At 67.4% G+C, this 17,134-nt stretch carries 14 protein-coding genes; 7 read left to right on the top strand and 7 right to left on the bottom strand.

Annotated elements, in window-relative coordinates:
* Nucleotides 1-118 precede the first annotated feature (118 nt).
* The 5 genes from secF to queA all read right to left on the bottom strand — a co-directional run bounded on the left by secF (nucleotide 119) and on the right by queA (nucleotide 6,178).
* Nucleotides 119-1,069: a protein translocase subunit SecF gene (gene secF / locus ABD05_RS09170; protein WP_047899842.1), complete on the bottom strand. Its 951-nt coding sequence runs from the start codon at nucleotides 1,067-1,069 to the stop codon at nucleotides 119-121.
* An 18-nt stretch (nucleotides 1,070-1,087) separates the two neighbouring features.
* Nucleotides 1,088-3,109, bottom strand: coding sequence for a protein translocase subunit SecD (secD, locus tag ABD05_RS09175; protein ID WP_047899843.1), 2,022 nt, complete (start codon nucleotides 3,107-3,109; stop codon nucleotides 1,088-1,090).
* Nucleotides 3,110-3,215: 106 nt separating this feature from the next.
* On the bottom strand, nucleotides 3,216-3,539 hold the full coding sequence (gene yajC, locus ABD05_RS09180; protein ID WP_034182772.1) for a preprotein translocase subunit YajC: 324 nt from the start codon (nucleotides 3,537-3,539) through the stop codon (nucleotides 3,216-3,218).
* Between the two features lie 232 nt (nucleotides 3,540-3,771).
* The gene (gene tgt / locus ABD05_RS09185) at nucleotides 3,772-4,959 is read right to left on the bottom strand and encodes a tRNA guanosine(34) transglycosylase Tgt (RefSeq protein ID WP_047899844.1); all 1,188 of its coding nucleotides are present in this window, start codon (nucleotides 4,957-4,959) and stop codon (nucleotides 3,772-3,774) included.
* Nucleotides 4,960-5,110: 151 nt separating this feature from the next.
* A complete protein-coding gene (gene queA, locus ABD05_RS09190; RefSeq protein ID WP_047899845.1) occupies nucleotides 5,111-6,178 on the bottom strand; it encodes a tRNA preQ1(34) S-adenosylmethionine ribosyltransferase-isomerase QueA in 1,068 nt (355 codons plus the stop codon).
* 167 nt (nucleotides 6,179-6,345) lie between these two features.
* Between queA and recG the strand changes: the two genes are divergently transcribed.
* The 7 genes from recG (at nucleotide 6,346) to ubiA (ending at nucleotide 15,382) form a co-directional block, all read left to right on the top strand.
* Nucleotides 6,346-8,691 carry an ATP-dependent DNA helicase RecG gene (gene recG / locus ABD05_RS09195; protein ID WP_047899846.1) on the top strand — a complete coding sequence of 782 codons (2,346 nt, stop codon included), beginning with the start codon at nucleotides 6,346-6,348 and terminating at the stop codon, nucleotides 8,689-8,691.
* Nucleotides 8,692-8,826: 135 nt separating this feature from the next.
* Nucleotides 8,827-9,786, top strand: a complete 960-nt coding sequence (locus tag ABD05_RS09200; protein ID WP_047899847.1) for a hydrogen peroxide-inducible genes activator — start codon at nucleotides 8,827-8,829, stop codon at nucleotides 9,784-9,786.
* A gap of 394 nt (nucleotides 9,787-10,180) precedes the next feature.
* On the top strand, nucleotides 10,181-10,309 hold the full coding sequence (locus ABD05_RS39285) for a hypothetical protein (protein ID WP_274521907.1): 129 nt from the start codon (nucleotides 10,181-10,183) through the stop codon (nucleotides 10,307-10,309).
* A 118-nt stretch (nucleotides 10,310-10,427) separates the two neighbouring features.
* Nucleotides 10,428-12,614, top strand: coding sequence for a catalase/peroxidase HPI (katG, locus tag ABD05_RS09205; RefSeq protein ID WP_047899848.1), 2,187 nt, complete (start codon nucleotides 10,428-10,430; stop codon nucleotides 12,612-12,614).
* A 102-nt stretch (nucleotides 12,615-12,716) separates the two neighbouring features.
* Entirely contained in the window at nucleotides 12,717-12,881 is a 165-nt protein-coding gene (locus ABD05_RS38570) for a hypothetical protein (protein WP_167347843.1), read from the top strand.
* A 475-nt stretch (nucleotides 12,882-13,356) separates the two neighbouring features.
* Nucleotides 13,357-14,265, top strand: coding sequence for a patatin-like phospholipase family protein (locus tag ABD05_RS09210; RefSeq protein WP_047899849.1), 909 nt, complete (start codon nucleotides 13,357-13,359; stop codon nucleotides 14,263-14,265).
* A gap of 253 nt (nucleotides 14,266-14,518) precedes the next feature.
* Nucleotides 14,519-15,382, top strand: coding sequence for a 4-hydroxybenzoate octaprenyltransferase (gene ubiA / locus ABD05_RS09215; RefSeq protein WP_047899850.1), 864 nt, complete (start codon nucleotides 14,519-14,521; stop codon nucleotides 15,380-15,382).
* A gap of 97 nt (nucleotides 15,383-15,479) precedes the next feature.
* Here ubiA and proC read toward each other — a convergent pair whose 3' ends face one another.
* Both proC and ABD05_RS09225 read right to left on the bottom strand, forming a co-directional pair.
* On the bottom strand, nucleotides 15,480-16,292 hold the full coding sequence (proC, locus tag ABD05_RS09220; protein WP_047899851.1) for a pyrroline-5-carboxylate reductase: 813 nt from the start codon (nucleotides 16,290-16,292) through the stop codon (nucleotides 15,480-15,482).
* 50 nt (nucleotides 16,293-16,342) lie between these two features.
* Nucleotides 16,343-17,041, bottom strand: coding sequence for a YggS family pyridoxal phosphate-dependent enzyme (locus ABD05_RS09225; protein ID WP_047901138.1), 699 nt, complete (start codon nucleotides 17,039-17,041; stop codon nucleotides 16,343-16,345).
* Between the last annotated feature and the right edge of the window lie 93 nt (nucleotides 17,042-17,134).

Here is a 17,134-nt window from a genome sequence, read left to right on the forward strand (position 1 = left end):
TTGTAGCCGACGCCCGTGACGGTGCCTGCGGGGCTGGCCGCACGGCGGCGGCCCGCGCATGAAAAAAGGCCGGCCCAACAGGACCGGCCTTCTTGCGTTTGCCGAAACGGCGCAGCGCTTAAACCTGCGCGCCCGCGTTCGGATCGTCCGGATCGTGCGCGGTCTTCTTGTCCTTGATCAGGTCTTCGCGCTTGATGCCGAGCCACATCGCGAGCGAGCCCGCGACGAACACCGACGAGTAGATGCCGAACATGATGCCGACCGTCAGTGCGAGCGCGAAGTAGTGCAGCGTCGGACCGCCGAAGAAGAACATCGACAGCACCATCATTTCCGTCGACGTGTGCGTGATGATCGTCCGCGACATCGTGGTCGTGATCGCGTGGTTGATCACTTCCTGCACGCTCATCTTGCGTTCGCGGCGGAACGTCTCACGGATCCGGTCGAAGATGACGACCGACTCGTTGACCGAGTAGCCGAGCACCGCGAGGATCGCCGCGAGCACCGCCAGCGAGAACTCCCACTGGAAGAACGCGAAGAAGCCGAGAATGATCACGACGTCGTGCAGGTTGGCGATGATGCCGGCGACCGCGTACTTCCATTCGAAGCGGAACGACAGGTAGATCACGATGCCGATCACGACGCACGCGAGCGCGAGCAGGCCGTCGGTCGCGAGTTCCCGGCCGACCTGCGGGCCGACGAACTCGACACGCTGCAGCGTGACGTCCGGGTTCTGCGCCTTCAGCGCGCCCATCACCTGGTCGCTCTGCTGCGCGGACGTGAGGCCTTCCTTCAGCTGCAGGCGGATCAGCACGTTGCGCGACGTGCCGAAGTTCTGCACCTGCGCGTCGGCGTAGCCGAGCTTGCCGAGCGTCGCGCGCACGGGTTCGAGTTCCGCGGCCTGCTGGTACTGCACCTCGATCACCGTACCGCCGGTGAATTCGACGGACAGGTGCAGCCCGCGGTGGAGCAGGAAGAACACGGCGGCGAGGAACGTGACCAGCGAGATCACGTTGAACACCAGCGCGTGCCGCATGAACGGAATGTCTTTACGGATGCGGAAAAATTCCATGGTCTCGTCTCCGGGGCCTTATTGGGTCGAGCCCGGTTTCTTCGGCGACACGCCTTGCTGCGCGCGGTTGCGCAGTTGCGGCTTGCCGGCGCGCGGCGCATTGCCCTTCTCGGGTGCGGCGAGCTTCGCGGCGCGTGCGGTGTCGGTCGATTCGTCCGCGTCGGTGAACGACGCGGGGGCAGCGGCGCCTTCCGGCCTCCACACCTGGCCGATCGCGAGCGACTTCAGCTTCTTGCGGCCGCCGTACCAGAGGTTGACGATCCCGCGCGAGAAGAACACCGCGGAGAACATCGACGTCAGGATACCGAGGCAGTGCACGATCGCGAACGCGCGTACCGGGCCCGAGCCGAACGCGAGCAGCGCGAGGCCGGCGATCAGCGTCGTGACGTTCGAGTCGAGAATCGTCGCCCACGCATGCGCGTAGCCGGCCTGGATCGCGAGCTGCGGCGGCTGGCCCGCGCGCAGTTCTTCACGCACGCGCTCGTTGATCAGCACGTTCGAGTCGATCGCCATGCCGAGCGCGAGTGCGATTGCGGCGATACCGGGCAGCGTCAGCGTCGCCTGCATCAGCGACAGCACGGCGACGAGCAGCAGCAGGTTCACCGACAGGCCGATCACCGAGACCACGCCGAACAGCATGTAGTACGCGATCATGAACACGGCGATTGCGCAGAAGCCCCAGATCACCGAGTGGACGCCCATCTTGATGTTGTCGGCGCCGAGGCTCGGGCCGATCGTGCGTTCCTCGATGATGTCCATCGGTGCGGCGAGCGAACCGGCGCGCAGCAGCAGCGCGAGGTCGGCCGCGGCCTGCGGCGTCGGCTGGCCCGTGATCTGGAAGCGGTCGCCGAGTTCGGACTGGATCGTCGCGACCGTCAGCACTTCGCCCTTGCCCTTCTCGAACAGCACCATCGCCATCGGCTTGCCGATGTTGTCGCGCGACACCGTGCGCACCGCGCGGCCGCCGGCCGAATCGAGGCGGATGTTGACCGACGGACGCTGGTGTTCGTCGAAGCCGGCCGATGCATCGATGATGCGGTCGCCGGTGAAGATCACGTCCTTCTTCAGCAGCACGGGCGCCTGGATGCCCTGCGTGAACAGCTCCTCGCCCGGCGGCACAGGGTCGTTCGGATTCGGGTGCGTGTTGATCGGGTCGGCGAGGCGTGCCTCGAGCGTCGCGGTGCGGCCGATGATGTCCTTCGCCTTCGCGGTGTCCTGCACGCCCGGCAGTTCGACGACGATGCGGTCGCTGCCTTGCTGCTGCAGGATCGGTTCCGACACGCCGAGTTCGTTCACGCGATTGTGGAGCGTCGTCAGGTTCTGCTTGAGCGCGGCGTCCTCGACGGACTTCTGCACGGCCGGCGTGAACGTGCCGACGACCTGCGTGCCGCCGCCGCCGGGCTGGGTCACCCATTGCAGTTCGGTGACCGACTGTGCGAGCACCTTGCGCGCGTCTTCCGCGGTCTGCGCATCGCTGAAGTTGACGACGACGGACTGGTCGACGCGGCTGACGCCGCCGTCGCGGATGTTCTTGTCACGCAGCAGCGAGCGCGCATCGGATGCGTCGGAGTCGAGCTTCTTCGTGAGCGCGCCCGTCATGTCGACCTGGAGCAGGAAGTGGACACCGCCGCGCAGGTCGAGGCCGAGATACATCGGCAGCGCGTGCAGCGCAGTCAGCCAGCGCGGCGACGCGCTCTGCAGGTTCAGTGCGACGACGTACTGCGGATCGTTCGGGTCGGCGTTCAGCGACTTCTGCAGCAGGTCCTTGACGCGCAGCTGCGTATCGGTGTCCTTCAGGCGCACGCGGATGTTCGCGTTGGTCGCCGTGTTCTCGAAGGTGACGTCGTCCGGCGTGATCTGCGCGGAGGCGAGCGCCGATTCGACCTGGGTCAGCGTGGTCGAGTCGAGCTTGACCGTGGCCTTGCCGCTCGACACCTGCACCGCCGGCGCTTCGCCGAAGAAGTTGGGCAATGTGTACAGAAGGCCGATGGCGAGCGCCACGACCATCACGACATATTTCCAGAGTGGATAACGATTCATGAGGGGGCCGAACGGGTGGTTGGCGTGAAAGCGTCGCGTCCGGCGCCGCGGCGGCCCGCTCTCTCAGGCGGGCACGGCGCGGGGAGCCGGACGCTCGGTGAAGGGCTTACAGCGACTTGATCGTGCCCTTCGGCAGAATGGTCGTGACCGCAGCCTTCTGCACCGTGATTTCGGTGCCTTCGGCGATCTCGACGCCGATGTAGCCTTCGGTGACCTTCGTCACCTTGCCGACGAGGCCGCCGCTCGTGACGACTTCGTCGCCCTTGGCCATGGCCGCGAGCATGTTGCGGTGTTCCTTCTGACGCTTCATCTGCGGACGGATCATGATGAAGTACAGCACGCCGAACATCAGGATGAGCGGCAGGAAGCTCATCAGGCTCGATTCGGCGCCACCGGCACCTTGAGCGAAGGCATTGGAAATGAACGGCACGTTGGTCTCTCCGTAGGGGAAGATCGAAAAATAAGCCGGTTATTCTACCACCGGCCCCATGCGCAAACGGCGCAGCAAATGCGCTTTCGGATCAAGCTGTTAAAGCGCGAACCGGCACCATTGCGACTTGTCTGGAAAGGCAATTGTAATGTTTGGCGGTCGCGACGGGCGATCGGGACGCGTTTTTAGTACACGTCCTATGTGACGGGCCGCCACGCGGCCCGCCGGCCCGTCAGTCGACGCCTCTCGCGCGATCCTCCGCGAAGCGCTGGCGGAACGCGTCGAACGTATGGGTCTCGATCGCGTCGCGGATCTCGCTCATCAGCTGCAGGTAGTAGTGCAGGTTGTGGATCGTGTTGAGCTGCGCGCCGAGGATTTCGCCGACGCGGTGCAGGTGATGCAGGTAGCCGCGCGAGAAGTTCTGGCACGTGTAGCACGTGCAGCTCGCATCGAGCGGCTTCAGCGAGTTCTTGTGCGTCGCGTTGCGGATCTTCACGTCGCCGAAGCGCGTGAACAGCCAGCCGTTGCGCGCGTTGCGGGTCGGCATCACGCAGTCGAACATGTCGATGCCGTTGGCGACGCCCTCGACCAGGTCTTCCGGCGTGCCGACGCCCATCAGGTAGTGCGGCTTGTTGGCCGGCAGCTTCGGGCCCACGTGCCGCAGCACGCGCATCATGTCTTCCTTCGGCTCGCCGACCGACAGCCCGCCGATCGCGAGGCCGTGGAAGCCGAGCTCCGACAGACCCGCGAGCGATTCGTCGCGCAGGTCCTCGAACATCCCGCCCTGGACGATCCCGAAGAGGGCATTCGGGTTGCCGAGCCGGTCGAATTCGTCGAGCGAGCGCTTCGCCCAGCGCAGCGACATGCGCATCGAGTCGGCCGCTTCCTTGTGCGTCGTCGGCACGCCGTCGGTCGCGTACGGCGTGCATTCGTCGAACTGCATCACGACGTCGGAGTTCAGCACCTTCTGGATCTGCATCGACACTTCCGGCGACAGGAACAGCTTGTCGCCGTTGATCGGCGACGCGAACGTGACGCCGTCCTCGGTGATCTTGCGCAGGTCGCCGAGCGAGAACACCTGGAAGCCGCCCGAATCGGTCAGGATCGGCTTGTTCCAGCCCATGAAGCCGTGCAGGCCGCCGTGCGCGTCGATCGTGTCGAGGCCCGGGCGCAGCCACAGGTGGAACGTGTTGCCGAGGATGATCTGGGCCTTGATCTCGTGCAGCTCGCGCGGCTGGATCGCCTTCACGGTGCCGTACGTGCCGACCGGCATGAAGATCGGCGTTTCGACCACGCCGTGGTTGAGCTTCACGCGGCCGCGGCGCGCATGGCCGTCGGTCGTCAGCAGTTCGAATTCGAGCCCGTTTGCCGGGCGGTCGTGCACGGGGGCGTGCGTATCGTGGGATGAACCTTCGGTCATCGCTTTATTCTCCTTGCCACCGGAAAACAGTCCGGCGCATGTTTGGAAACGCCGCCGGCAAGCCGGCGGCGGGGAAACAGGGGCGCGCCATCGTAGCGCCCGGCGGGCGAACGGCGGCCGCGCTGCGTGCGGGCCGTCGCGCCTGCCGTGCTTAAACGCGCGGCGCCTCCGGCGTGTCGCGCCGCGTGAGCAGCATCGCGTCGCCGTAGCTGAAGAAGCGGTAGCGTTCGTCGATCGCATGCCGGTACGCGGCGCGGATCGTCTCGACGCCCGCGAACGCCGACACAAGCATCAGCAGCGTCGACTTCGGCAGGTGGAAGTTCGTGACGAGCCGGTCGACCACGCGAAAACGATAGCCGGGCGTGATGAAGATGTCGGTCTCGGCCTGCGTCGCCGCGAGCGGGCGGCCCGCTTCGTCGGCCGCGCGCGCGGCGGCTTCGAGCGCGCGCATCGACGTCGTGCCGACCGCGATCACGTTGCCGCCGCGCGCGCGTGTCGCGGCGATCTTGTCGACGAGCGACTGCGGCAGGTCGTACCACTCGCTGTGCATCTTGTGCTCGGCGATGTTGTCGACGCGCACCGGCTGGAACGTGCCGGCGCCGACGTGCAGCGTCAGCGTCGCGCGTTCGACGCCCATCGCGTCGAGCTTGTCGAGCAGCGGCTGGTCGAAGTGCAGCCCGGCCGTCGGCGCGGCAACCGCGCCCGGATTGCTCGCGTAGACGGTCTGGTAGCGCGTCTCGTCGGTTGCGTCGGGATCGTGCTCGATATACGGCGGCAGCGGCAGGCGGCCGTACTGCTCGATCAGATCGAGGCACGGCGCGGGGAAGTGCAGCGTGAAGAACGGCTCGACGCGTTCGCCGACGGTCACGTCGAACGCATCGGCGAGACGCAGCGTCGTGCCGGCGCCCGGCGACTTGCTCGCGCGGATCTGCGCGAGCGCCGTGTGCGTGCCGGTCACGCGCTCGATCAGCACCTCGATCTTGCCGCCGCTGGCCTTCTGGCCGAAGAACCGCGCCTTCAGCACCTTGGTATCGTTGAAGACGAGCAGGTCGCCGGGCGCGATGCACGACGGCAGCTCGGCGAAACGGCGGTCGACGAGGCGCGCGGGCTCGACGGTGCGGTCGACCTCGAGCAGGCGGCTCGCGGTGCGGTCGGGCAGCGCGGTTTGCGCAATCAGCTCGGGCGGCAGATTGAAATCGAAATCGGAAAGCGTGAACATGCGGGCTGGTTCGAAGCGGCCGGCGGGCGTCGCCGGCAGGGCGGAAACGCGTAAATGGGGCGCGCGAGCCGCTATGATGACGGGATGCGCGGCCTGGCCGGCGTCGTTCGTTCGGACGACGTGAAAGCCGCTATTGTACTTGCCTTGCGAAGCACCCTGACGATCCGATGCCTGTGTCACCACGCCGTTCCACCGCCACCGTTGCCGATTCCGCCGATCCGTTCGACACGGAGGATGTCGCGTTGCCTGCGCATCGCGCGGGGGAGCGTGACGCGCAGGAGCCTGCCGAGCCGCAGCGCGACGCGCCGCGCCGCGCCGGCCCGAAGCGCGGCGCCGACGGGCGGCTCGCGCAGCCGGCCGCCGCCGCGCCCGATGCCGAAGGCGGCACGGGAACCGACGAAGCGGGCGCATCCGGCACGAAGCGCAAGAAGAAGGCGGCCGCCGACAAACCCGTGAAGACCGTCGACAAGCTCGCGAAACTCGGCCTCACGCGCTCGATCGATCTCGTGCTGCATCTGCCGATGCGCTATGAGGACGAAACCACGCTCACGCCGATCGGCGAACTGCTGCCGGGCGGCATCGCGCAGACCGAAGGCGTCGTGTTCGACAACGAGGTCGCGTACCGGCCGCGCCGCCAGCTCGTCGTGAAGATCCAGGACGACGACGGCGAGCACCTCGTGCTGCGCTTCCTGAATTTTTACGGCTCGCAGGTCAAGCAGATGGCCGTCGGCCAGCGGCTGCGCGTGCGCGGCGACGTGCGCGGCGGCTTCTTCGGGATGGAGATGGTGCATCCGGCGGTGCGCGTCGTCGAAGCGGATGCGCCGCTGCCGCAGGTGCTCACGCCCGTCTATCCGAGCACGGCCGGCGTGTCGCAGGCGTATCTGCGCAAGGCGATCGAGAACGCGGTCGAGCGCACGCCGCTGCCCGAGCTGCTGCCGCCCGAGATCGATCGCGCGTACCTGAAGCCGCTCGGCGTGCCGTCGCTCGAGCAGGCCGTGCGCATCCTGCACCACCCGCGCGTCGATTCCGACGAAGCCGCGCTGATGGACGGCTCGCATCCGGCGTGGACGCGCATCAAGTTCGAGGAGCTGCTCGCGCAGCAACTGTCGCTCAAGCGCGCGCACGAGGAGCGCCGCACGCGCGCGGCGCCCGCGATGCCGCGCCGCACCGCGAGCGATGCCGACGCGCTGACGACGCGCCTCTACGCGGCGCTGCCGTTCACGCTGACCGGCGCGCAGTCGCGCGTCGTCGACGAGATCGCGCGCGACCTCACGCTCGCGCACCCGATGCAGCGCCTGCTGCAGGGCGACGTCGGCAGCGGCAAGACGGTCGTCGCGGCGCTGGCCGCCACGCAGGCGATCGACGCCGGCTACCAGGCCGCGCTGATGGCGCCCACCGAAATCCTCGCGGAACAGCACGCGCGCAAGCTGCGCGCATGGCTCGAGCCGCTCGGCGTCACGGTTGCGTGGCTGGCAGGCAGCCTGAAGGCGAAGGAGAAGCGCGCGGCGATCGAGGCGGCCGCGCTCGGCACCGCGCAGCTCGTGATCGGCACGCACGCGATCATCCAGGACACGGTCGAATTCGCGCGGCTCGGCCTCGTGATCGTCGACGAGCAGCACCGCTTCGGCGTCGAGCAGCGTCTCGCGCTGCGCGCGAAGGCCGCGAACGCGGCCAACGGCGCGCGCGATTTCCAGCCGCACCAGCTGATGATGTCGGCCACGCCGATTCCGCGCACGCTCGCGATGACGTACTACGCGGATCTCGAGGTGTCGACGATCGACGAGCTGCCGCCGGGCCGCACGCCCGTGCTGACGCGCCTCGTCGGCGATGCGCGGCGCGAGGAGGTGATCGCCCGCGTGCGGGAGGCCGCGCTGACGGGGCGCCAGGTGTACTGGGTGTGCCCGCTGATCGAGGAGAGCGAGACGCTGCAGCTGCAGACGGCCGTCGAGACCTACGAGACGCTGGCCGCGACACTCCCCGAACTGAAGGTCGGGCTCGTGCACGGCCGGCTGTCGCCGGCCGACAAGGCGGCCGTGATGGAAGCGTTCACGCGCAACGACGTGCAGTTGCTCGTCGCGACGACCGTGATCGAAGTCGGCGTCGACGTGCCGAATGCATCGCTGATGGTGATCGAGCACGCGGAGCGCTTCGGCCTCGCGCAACTGCACCAGTTGCGCGGCCGCGTCGGGCGCGGCACCGCGGCGTCGGTGTGCGTGCTGCTGTATACGGGGCCGCTGTCGATCACCGGCCGCGAGCGGCTGAAGACGATGCGCGAGACGACCGACGGCTTCGAGATCGCGCGGCGCGACCTCGAAATTCGCGGCCCCGGCGAATTCCTCGGCGCGCGCCAGTCGGGCGCGGCGATGCTGCGTTTTGCGAACCTCGAGACCGACGGCTGGCTGATCGATCCGGCGCGCGAGGCCGCGACGCGGCTGATCGCCGCGTACCCCGACGTCGTCACGCAGCATCTCGCGCGCTGGCTCGGCGCGCGCGAGCAGTACCTGAAGGCCTGATCCACCGGTTTGGGGCCGGATCCTGAAGGGCCAAAACCGTCAATCGATGCATTGCGATGCAGAGAAACTTGGCGAACCGGTGCCAGAGGGTGTATAAATTAAACCTATCGCTTGTATATCTCTGATTGACCCACAATGACGCTGACTGAATTGAAATACATCGTCGCGGTCGCGCGCGAGCGGCATTTCGGCCGCGCGGCCGAAGCATGCTTCGTGAGCCAGCCGACGCTGTCGGTGGCGATCAAGAAGCTCGAAGACGAGCTCAACGTGCAGATTTTCGAGCGCGGCGCGAGCGAAGTGAGCGTGACGCCGATCGGTGACCAGATCGTCACGCAGGCGCAGCGCGTGCTCGAGCAGACCTTCGCGATCAAGGAGATCGCGAAGCAGGGCAAGGACCCGCTCGTCGGCCCGTTCCGTCTCGGCGTGATCTACACGATCGGGCCGTACCTGCTGCCGACGCTCGTCAAGCAGATGATCCAGCGTGTCCCGCAGATGCCGCTGATGCTGCAGGAGAACTACACGCTGAAGCTGCTCGAACTGCTGAAGCAGGGCGAGATCGACGCCGCGATCATGGCGCTGCCGTTCCCGGAAACCGGCCTGATGGTGCGCCCGCTGTACGACGAACCGTTCGTCGTCGCGCTGCCGGCCGGCCATCCGTGGGAGAAGCGCCACGAGATCGACGCGGAGGACCTGAAGCAGGAAACCATGCTGCTGCTCGGCAACGGCCACTGTTTCCGCGATCACGTGCTCGGCGTGTGCCCGGAATTGATGCGCTTCTCGCAGACGGCCGACGGCATCCAGAAGACCTTCGAGGGCTCGTCGCTCGAGACGATCCGCCACATGGTCGCGAGCGGCGTCGGCATCACCGTGCTGCCGCGGATGTCGGTCGCCGAGGTTGGCCCGCGGGCGAACGGCCCCGATGCCGAGCTGCTGTCGTACGTGCCGTTCAACGAACCGGTGCCCGATCGCCGCGTGGTGCTCGTGTGGCGCAAGAGCTTCACGCGGATGCCCGCGATCGACGCGATCAGCGACGCGATTTCCGCATGCGTGCTGCCGGGCGTTGCGAAGCTCGACATGCCGGCCACGATGAACTGAGCGGACTGCGGCATGCCCATGTGGCAGCACGATGAACGGGGCCTTGCGACCCCGTTTATTTTTGTCTATCTAATAGATAAAATTAATTAATTTCAATTAATCAATAGATGTGACTAGAATCTTCTACATGGATCGGCGTCGTGTCGACGTTCGATTTGCACGTGGAATGCAAGCGTCAAAGGAGGGTGTCATGATGCGATCGGTATTGCAGCACGCGCAGCGGAACATCCCGTCGCGCGACGAGGTCGTACATCGCGCCCGGGTGGCGATTCGCAACCTGCGTCCGATTGCGTTCGCGTACCTGGCGGACCGTGTGTATGGTGGATGAACGTCGCCGCATGCCGGTCCCGTGTGCCCACGCTTTACCCGCCGTCAAGCCATGAGGAAGCATCGCATGTCCGAAAGCTTCAACACCACGCGCCTCACCGGCGCGACGCCTGCCGGCAGCCGGTTGCCCGAGCGCCCCGCCTGCGGCGCCACGCTGCGGGAATGCGCGCCGAAGGCCCCGCACGACATCCCGTAGTACGACAGGAGGACCTACCTGTTCCGTTTCTTATCCCCGCAATGACACTCCACAGACCGTCCGGCACGCTGCCGGAGCGAGCAGGTGGAGGCATACGAGCAAGCCAAGGAGAAAACGCATGTCGAACGAAACGAAGTGCCCGTTCAACCACGCCACCGGCGCTGGCGCGACGAACAAGGACTGGTGGCCGAATCAACTGAACCTGAACGTCCTGCACCGGCACTCGGCGCTGTCCGATCCGATGGACAAGGATTTCGACTACGCCGAGGCATTCAAGAAGCTGGACCTCGCGGCAGTGAAGAAGGACCTGCACGCGCTGATGACGACGTCGCAGGACTGGTGGCCGGCCGACTTCGGCCACTACGGCGGCCTGTTCATCCGCATGGCCTGGCACAGCGCCGGCACGTACCGCACGGCCGACGGCCGCGGCGGCGCGGGCGGCGGGCAGCAGCGCTTCGCGCCGCTCAACAGCTGGCCGGACAACGTGAGCCTCGACAAGGCGCGCCGGCTGCTGTGGCCGATCAAGCAGAAGTACGGCCGCAACATCTCGTGGGCCGACCTGCTGATCCTGACCGGCAACGTCGCGCTCGAATCGATGGGCTTCAAGACCTTCGGTTTCGGCGGCGGTCGCGTCGATACGTGGGAACCGGACGACGTCTACTGGGGCTCGGAAAAGATCTGGCTGGAACTGAGCGGCGGCCCGAACAGCCGCTACTCGGGCAAGCGCGACCTCGAAAGCCCGCTCGCCGCGGTGCAGATGGGCCTCATCTACGTGAACCCGGAAGGCCCGGACGGCAACCCCGACCCGGTCGCCGCCGCGATTGACATCCGCGAGACGTTCGCGCGGATGGCGATGAACGACGAAGAGACGGTCGCGCTGATCGCCGGCGGCCACACGTTCGGCAAGACGCACGGCGCCGGCCCGGCATCGAACGTCGGCCCCGAGCCGGAAGCCGCGGGCCTCGAGCAGCAGGGTCTCGGCTGGAAGAGCTCGTTCGGCACCGGCAAGGGCGCGGACGCGATCACGAGCGGCCTCGAAGTCACGTGGACGTCGACGCCCACGCAGTGGAGCAACGACTTCCTCAAGCACCTGTTCAGCTATGAGTGGGAACTCACGAAGAGCCCGGCCGGCGCGCACCAGTGGGTCGCGAAGGATGCCGGCGACGTGATTCCGGATGCGTACGACGCGTCGAAGAAGCACCGCCCGACGATGCTGACGACCGACCTGTCGCTGCGTTTCGATCCGGCATACGAAAAGATCGCGCGCCGCTTCTACGAGAACCCGGCCGAGTTGGCCGACGCGTTTGCGCGCGCATGGTTCAAGCTCACGCACCGCGACATGGGCCCGCGCGCCCGCTATCTCGGCCCGGACGTGCCGGCGGAGCAACTGCTGTGGCAGGACCCGATCCCGGCTGTCGACCACAAGCTGATCGACGATGCCGACGTCGCGGCGCTGAAGGCGAAGGTGCTCGCATCGGGCCTGTCGGTGTCGCAACTCGTGTCGACTGCCTGGGCGTCGGCTGCGACGTTCCGCGGTTCGGACAAGCGCGGCGGCGCGAACGGTGCGCGCATCCGCCTCGCGCCGCAGAAGGACTGGGAAGTGAACCAGCCGGCTGAACTCGCGAAGGTGCTCGCGACGCTCGAAGGCGTGCAGAAGGCGTTCAACGACGCGCAGACGGGCGGCAAGAAGGTGTCGCTCGCCGACCTGATCGTGCTGGCCGGTGCGGCCGGCGTCGAGCAGGCCGCGAAGAATGCGGGCGTGGCGGTGACGGTGCCGTTCGCACCGGGCCGCGCGGATGCGTCGCCGGAGCAGACCGACATCGACGCGATGGCCGTGCTCGAGCCGCTGGCGGATGGTTTCCGCAACTTCCTGAAGCATGCGTACAAGACGCCGGCCGAGGCGCTGCTGGTCGACAAGGCGCAACTGCTGACGCTGAGCGCGCCCGAGATGACGGTGCTCGTCGGTGGCCTGCGCGTGCTCGGCACGAACGTCGGCGATGCGAAGCATGGCGTGTTCACCGACCGTCCGGAAGCGCTGACGAACGACTTCTTCGTGAACCTGCTCGACATGGGCACGGAATGGAAGCCGGTGTCGGCCGCGAACGACGTGTTCGAAGGGCGCGATCGCGCGACGGGCAAGGTCAAGTGGACGGGCACGCGCGTCGACCTGATCTTCGGCTCGCACGCGCAACTGCGCGCGCTGGCCGAGGTGTACGGCAGCGCGGATGCGAAGGAGAAGTTCGCACGCGACTTCGTCGCGGCCTGGAACAAGGTGATGAACCTCGACCGCTTCGACCTCGCATGAACCTGGCCGCATCCTGAAGTGGTGATGCAGTAACGCGAAACGGCCGGTCTAACGACCGGCCGTTTCTTCTGGAACCGAGGTCTTGTCGAAGGAGTGACGACCATGACGCAAATGATGCTGGACATGCGCGCCGCGTTCGCGGCGCCGGTGACACGGGCGCCGGCCGCGATCGTGCGGCGCTTCGTCGGCTTTGCGATCGCCGGCGGCGGCGCGGCCGTGCTGATCGCGCAGGCGCTGCACGCGCTCGCGCCGGTTGCGGGCAACTGAGCGCGCCGGTCTTCGCGCACCACGCGCCACGGGCGAACTGCCAACTGATGCCGCATCGACGCGGCATGCGGATGGCCTGCCGCGCCTGCTGGCCGATAGGTTCTCGCTGTACCTGAAGCCCCTTGCGGTACCCATGATTGCGCTACCGATGAGCGCTGCAAAACAACGTTCCGGCGGTAAGTTTGCGGTGCCGGAGGGCCATTCCTGACGATCCGGGCACAAGACGGCACCGTTTACCGCTCGTATTCCTGCGCGATCAACCCGGCTCCGTCGTCGATGCCATACACGCGTGATTCGGGGAGCGGAATTGCGTCATCCGGCTGCTCGTCGGTACGAGCGTCATGTCTCGGCGGCTTCGCGCGCCGTTGACCGGAGGCCGGCATGGTCTACGTTGAGCGGCCTGCCGATTTGTGCGAATCTGTATCGCAGACTTCGGCGTTCATCCTTCTCTGCCGGCCCGGTACGGGAGACAACCATGGCCCTCGATCGAAGCGCGCGTCCGGAACGGACCGCGTTCGTCTTTGCAGGCGGGGGCAGCCTCGGTGCGATCGAGGTGGGCATGCTGCGCGAACTGCTCAATCACGGTGAGCGGCCCGACTTCGTGGTCGGCGCGTCCGCCGGCGCGATCAACGCCGCGTATTTCGCCGGGCAGCCCGACGGCGACGGCGTCGCGAAGCTCGAAGCGCTGTGGTGCAACATCCGCCGGCGCGACATCATGCCGTTTTCGATGCTTGGCCTGTTGAGGACGGTTCTGCAGAACCGCGCACACCTCGTCGAGGCGACCGCGCTGCGCATGCTGCTGGAAAGGCATCTGCGGTATCGGTACGTGGAGCGCGCGTCGCTGCCGCTGCACGTCGTCGCGACCGACATGCTCAGCGGCAACGAAATCGTGCTTTCGTCGGGCCCCGTCGTCGACGCCGTGCTCGCCAGTGCGGCGATCCCGGGCGTGTTCCCGCCGGTGCGGATCGACGATCGGCTGATGGTCGATGGCGGCGTCGCGAACAATACGCCGATCTCGATTGCCGTCGCGCGGGGCGCGACGCGCATCGTCGTGCTGCCGGCCGGCTTCGCGTGCGCGCTGCGCAAGCCACCGGGAAGCGCCATCGCGCAGGCGATGCATGCGCTGACGCTCGTGATCGCGCGCCAGCTCGTGCGCGATCTGGAGTTCTACCAAAGTCGCGCCACGATTTGCGTGGTGCCGCCGCTATGTCCGCTCGACGTCTCGCCGTACGACTACACCCGGTGCAAGGACTTGATCGACCTCGCGGCCGAACGGACCCGAGCGTGGCTCGGCGATGGCGGGCTCGAACAGACGTTCATTCCGGGGGCGCTGCACGAGCACACGCACTCGGCTCAGCGGCCGTCCTGCGATGTCGGTGTGTAGAGCCCGCCCAACGCGGGCACGGGCCCTGGTCGATCCGCCCGTATCGGGCCAAACCGCGGCCGGTGTGCCGAACGGCTCGATTCGCGCTTGGGTTGAATCTGTCCCTTGATTGATGCGTTTTGCGGCGCGGCCGTGTGCAGCGGGCCCCGGCGCCCCGTGCGCGTCCTGCGGCGGCCAGCCGCGGCCCGCCCCGACATGACGCGAAGCGCCGCTCGGCTCTAAAATGCCGGGGTTATCTTCCCGGTGCTTCGCCATGCTTGCCCGCTTTCCCCTGTATCTGCGGCTCGTCCGGATGGACAAGCCGATCGGCAGCCTGCTGCTGCTCTGGCCGACGCTCAATGCGCTGTGGATCGCGTCGGACGGCCATCCGCGCTGGCCGCTGCTCGTGATCTTCACGCTCGGCACGCTGCTGATGCGCTCGGCCGGCTGCGCGATGAACGACTACGCAGACCGCGATTTCGACCGCCACGTGAAGCGCACGGCCGACCGGCCGCTGACGTCGGGCAAGATCCACGCATGGGAAGCCGTCGCGATCGCGGTCGGGCTGTCGTTCATCGCGTTCCTGCTGATCCTGCCGCTGAACACGCTGACGAAGGAGCTGTCCGTCGTCGCGCTGTTCGTCGCGGGCTCGTACCCGTTCATGAAGCGCTTCTTCGCGATTCCGCAGGCGTATCTCGGCATCGCGTTCGGCTTCGGCATTCCGATGGCGTTCGCGGCCGTGCAGGACACGGTGCCGACGATCGCGTGGGTGATGCTGGTCGCGAACATTTTCTGGTCGGTCGCGTACGACACCGAATACGCAATGGTCGATCGCGACGACGACATCAAGATCGGCATCCGCACGTCCGCGCTGACGTTCGGCCGCTTCGACGTCGCGGCCGTGATGGCGTGTTATGCGGCGACGCTCGGCATCTACGTGTGGATCGGCGTGACGCTCGGCTTCGGCCTCGCGTACTGGGCCGGCTGGGCGGCGGCGGTCGGCTGCGCGCTGTATCACTACACGCTGATCAAGGACCGCGAACGGATGCCGTGCTTCGCGGCGTTCCGGCACAACAACTGGCTCGGCGGCGTGCTGTTCGCGGGGATCGCCGTGCATTACCTGCTGGCCGGCAACTGAACGAAGCCGCGCGCCGGCGCGCATTGCGAATAAAAAAAGCGGCCCGATGGCCGCTTTTTTACGTCCGGTGCCAGGGCAGCCGGCACCACGGCCGCGCTTACGCGCGGCCGAGCTCGTCGCCCATTTCCTTCGCGCGCGCCTCGGCCGCGAGCGCGCCGCGCACGATCGCTTCCTTCACGCCCTGCACGTCGAACGACGCGAGCGCGGCGGCCGTCGTGCCGCCCTTCGACGTCACGCGCTCGCGCAGCACGCTCGCCGGTTCGCCCGATTGCGCGGCGAGTTGCGCGGCGCCCGCGAACGTTGCGACCGCGAGCGCGCGGCCCTGTTCGTCGTTCATGCCGAGGCGGCGCGCGGCTTCCTGCAGCGCTTCGATGAAATAGAACACGTACGCGGGGCCGCTGCCCGAAATGGCCGTGACGGCATCGAGTTGCGATTCGTCGTCGAACCACACGATCTCGCCGACCGCGCCGAGCACGTTCGAAGCGAGTTCGCGGCCCGCCGCGTCGACGCCCGGCAGCGCGGCGAGGCCCGTCACGCCCATGCCGACGAGCGCGGGCGTGTTCGGCATCGTGCGCACGACGCGGGCGTAGTTGCCGAGCCAGCGCGCGAGGTCCGTGCCGCGGATGCCGGCCGCGATGCTGATCACGAGCTGCGACTTCAGGTGCGGCGCGAGCGCCTGCGCGACGTCTTTCAGCACCTGCGGCTTCACCGCGAGCACGACCGCGTCGTAATCGGCGAGCGTCGCGTCGACGGCCGCGCCGGTGCGCACGCCGAATTGCTGCGCGGCGCGCGCGCGGACGTCCTCGTTGATGTCGATGGCATACAGGCCGTCAGCGGCGACGCCGCGCTTGATCAGGCCGCCGATCAGGGCCGCGGCCATGTTGCCGCCGCCGATGAATGCGATTTTCATGATGTCGGATTGAGCGAGTGAGTGAACTGAAAGCGGAAAGGGCGCGGTGTTCAGTGCGCGTAATCGCGCGCGCCGAAGATCGCGGTGCCGACGCGCACGATCGTCGCGCCTTCGAGCACGGCCGCGTCGAGATCGGCGGACATGCCCATCGACAACGTGTCGAGCGGCAGGCCGCCGTCGCGCAATGCGTCGAACAGCGCGCGCAGTGCGCGATGCGGTGCGCGTTGCGCTTCGGTGTCGCCGGCCGGTTCGGGAATCGCCATCAGGCCGCGCAGCCGCAGCGACGGCAGCGCGGCGACCGCGCGCGCGACGTCGGCCACGTCGGCCGGCGCGACGCCGCTCTTCGACGCCTCGCCGCTGATGTTCACCTGCACGCACACGTTGAGCGGCGGCAGGTGCGCGGGGCGTTGTTCCGACAGGCGCTGTGCGATCTTCAGCCGGTCGACCGAATGGACCCAGTCGAAACGCTCGGCGACCGGGCGCGTCTTGTTCGATTGCAGCGGCCCGATGAAATGCCATTCGAGCGACGCGCGCAGATCGGCGAGCGCGTCGATCTTGTCGATCGATTCCTGCACGTAGTTTTCGCCGAATGCACGTTGCCCGGCCGCATGCGCGGCGCGCACGTTGTCGGCGGGAAACGTCTTCGAGACGGCAAGCAGCGACACGGTGGCGGGATCGCGGCCGGCCGCGCGGGCGGCGTCGGCGATGCGGCGATGAACGGATTCGAGACGGGCGGCGAGATCGGACATGACGGGCACGAAGACAGGCACGGAAGCAGGCATGAAGCCGAAGCGCCGCGGCACGCGACGCTTCGATCCGCCCATTATACGGACGCCGCGCGC

It is taken from the genome of Burkholderia pyrrocinia (genome assembly GCF_001028665.1).
GTDB lineage: Bacteria > Pseudomonadota > Gammaproteobacteria > Burkholderiales > Burkholderiaceae > Burkholderia > Burkholderia pyrrocinia.

What these genes read in the sequence shown, in the direction of transcription:
- proC (WP_047899851.1), bottom strand. Translation starts at nt 16,292, where the DNA reads ATGAAAATCGCATTCATCGGCGGCGGCAACATGGCCGCGGCCCTGATC.
- recG (WP_047899846.1), top strand. Translation starts at nt 6,346, where the DNA reads ATGCCTGTGTCACCACGCCGTTCCACCGCCACCGTTGCCGATTCCGCC.
- ABD05_RS39285 (WP_274521907.1), top strand. Translation starts at nt 10,181, where the DNA reads ATGTCCGAAAGCTTCAACACCACGCGCCTCACCGGCGCGACGCCTGCC.
- ABD05_RS09225 (WP_047901138.1), bottom strand. Translation starts at nt 17,041, where the DNA reads ATGTCCGATCTCGCCGCCCGTCTCGAATCCGTTCATCGCCGCATCGCC.
- ubiA (WP_047899850.1), top strand. Translation starts at nt 14,519, where the DNA reads ATGCTTGCCCGCTTTCCCCTGTATCTGCGGCTCGTCCGGATGGACAAG.
- katG (WP_047899848.1), top strand. Translation starts at nt 10,428, where the DNA reads ATGTCGAACGAAACGAAGTGCCCGTTCAACCACGCCACCGGCGCTGGC.
- ABD05_RS09200 (WP_047899847.1), top strand. Translation starts at nt 8,827, where the DNA reads ATGACGCTGACTGAATTGAAATACATCGTCGCGGTCGCGCGCGAGCGG.
- secF (WP_047899842.1), bottom strand. Translation starts at nt 1,069, where the DNA reads ATGGAATTTTTCCGCATCCGTAAAGACATTCCGTTCATGCGGCACGCG.
- ABD05_RS38570 (WP_167347843.1), top strand. Translation starts at nt 12,717, where the DNA reads ATGACGCAAATGATGCTGGACATGCGCGCCGCGTTCGCGGCGCCGGTG.
- queA (WP_047899845.1), bottom strand. Translation starts at nt 6,178, where the DNA reads ATGTTCACGCTTTCCGATTTCGATTTCAATCTGCCGCCCGAGCTGATT.
- tgt (WP_047899844.1), bottom strand. Translation starts at nt 4,959, where the DNA reads ATGACCGAAGGTTCATCCCACGATACGCACGCCCCCGTGCACGACCGC.
- ABD05_RS09210 (WP_047899849.1), top strand. Translation starts at nt 13,357, where the DNA reads ATGGCCCTCGATCGAAGCGCGCGTCCGGAACGGACCGCGTTCGTCTTT.
- secD (WP_047899843.1), bottom strand. Translation starts at nt 3,109, where the DNA reads ATGAATCGTTATCCACTCTGGAAATATGTCGTGATGGTCGTGGCGCTC.